The 1395-nt window shown below is 65.6% G+C and carries 2 protein-coding genes; both read left to right on the plus strand.

The window, feature by feature from the left end:
- Positions 1 to 270: 270 nt before the first annotated feature.
- Complete coding sequence (locus CXY75_RS00060; RefSeq protein WP_233201635.1) at positions 271 to 741, plus strand: hypothetical protein; 471 nt, start codon at positions 271 to 273, stop codon at positions 739 to 741.
- Positions 731 to 1395: RCC1 domain-containing protein (locus CXY75_RS00065; protein ID WP_369826613.1), on the plus strand; the 665-nt coding region annotated here is incomplete at its 3' end. The genes CXY75_RS00060 and CXY75_RS00065, both read left to right, overlap by 11 nt.

Here is a 1395-nt window from a genome sequence, read left to right on the forward strand (position 1 = left end):
GACGGTTCCTGGCAACGCCGCCTCCGGTACATACGCGAGCACCCTGACCACCACTATCTCCGCCGCCCCCTAACCACGACAGCCGCTTGCGCCACCGGGCTTCGACCGCTCGCACGCTTGCGGTCAACCAGTGATCCGCACCCTGTTGAACACGAAGATCCCTACTAGTCCTGAATGAGGAATATGATGTTGCTTTCTACTACCCCAGCTGTGCCCGTAGCCTTTCACGGGGCGCCTCGTCGGCGTGCCAGATTTCGGGCGGTCGCGGTGATGGTAGCCGCACTGCTCACCGTTGGTATCGCCGGAACACCCGCTATCGCGACTCCTGCCGGTACTAACGCAACCGTCACCGCCTGGGGCAGTAACGCCTCCGGGCAGTCGTCGGTTCCGACCGGCCTATCTGGGGTGACCGCGGTCTCGGGCGGTCGGGCCCATTCGGTGGCGGTGAAGGGTGATGGCACGGTCGTCGCCTGGGGCGATAACACCTCCGGGCAGTCGTCGGTTCCGGTGGGCCTGTCTGGGGTGACCGCGGTCTCGGCCGGTCGGTACCATTCGGTGGCGTTGAAGGGTGATGGCACAGTCGTCGCCTGGGGTTCTAACACCTCCGGGCAGTTGTCGGTTCCGGCGGGCCTGTCGGGGGTGACCGCGGTCTCGGCCGGTTGGGACCATTCGTTGGCGGTGAAGGGTGATGGCACGGTCGTCGCCTGGGGTTCTANACCATTCGTTGGCGGTGAAGGGTGATGGCACGGTCGTCGCCTGGGGTTCTAACTCCCGCGGGCAGTCGTTGGTTCCGGCGGGCCTGTCTGGGGTGACCGCGGTCTCGGGCGGTGGGTCCCATTCGTTGGCGGTGAAGGGTGATGGCACGGTCGTCGCCTGGGGTTCTAACACCTCCGGGCAGTCGTTGGTTCCGGCGGGCCTGTCTGGGGTGACTGCGGTCTCGGCCGGTGCGTCCCATTCGTTGGCGTTGAAGGGTGATGGCACGGTCGTCGCCTGGGGTTATGACGGCAACGGGCAGTCGTCGGTTCCGGCGGGCCTGTCTAGGGTGACTGCGGTGTCGGCCGGTGCGTTCCATTCGTTGGCGCTTGTCCCCGCAATCGCGTCCACGTCATCGGCCACCGCGGCCGTCACCGCCGGGGTGCTATCGGCTTCGCTGACCTCGGTCGCGTTCGACGCGGTCGATTTCTCGCACACACCGCAGGCGGTGACAGCGGCTGCTACTTTGACCGCCGACGACCTTACTGGCACCGAGAGTGGTTGGGCTGTGACGCTGCAGTCCAGTGCGTTGGTTTTCACTGACCTTGACAACGTCACGGACAGTTCTGAAGACATTGCCGCGACTGCGTTGGCGTTGGCGCCGGTCACTGCCGTGACCACCGGTGCTGGTGACACGTTCGC

Origin of the sequence: Cryobacterium sp. Y11 (assembly GCF_002929535.1) — a bacterium.
Classification (GTDB): Bacteria; Actinomycetota; Actinomycetes; order Actinomycetales; family Microbacteriaceae; genus Cryobacterium.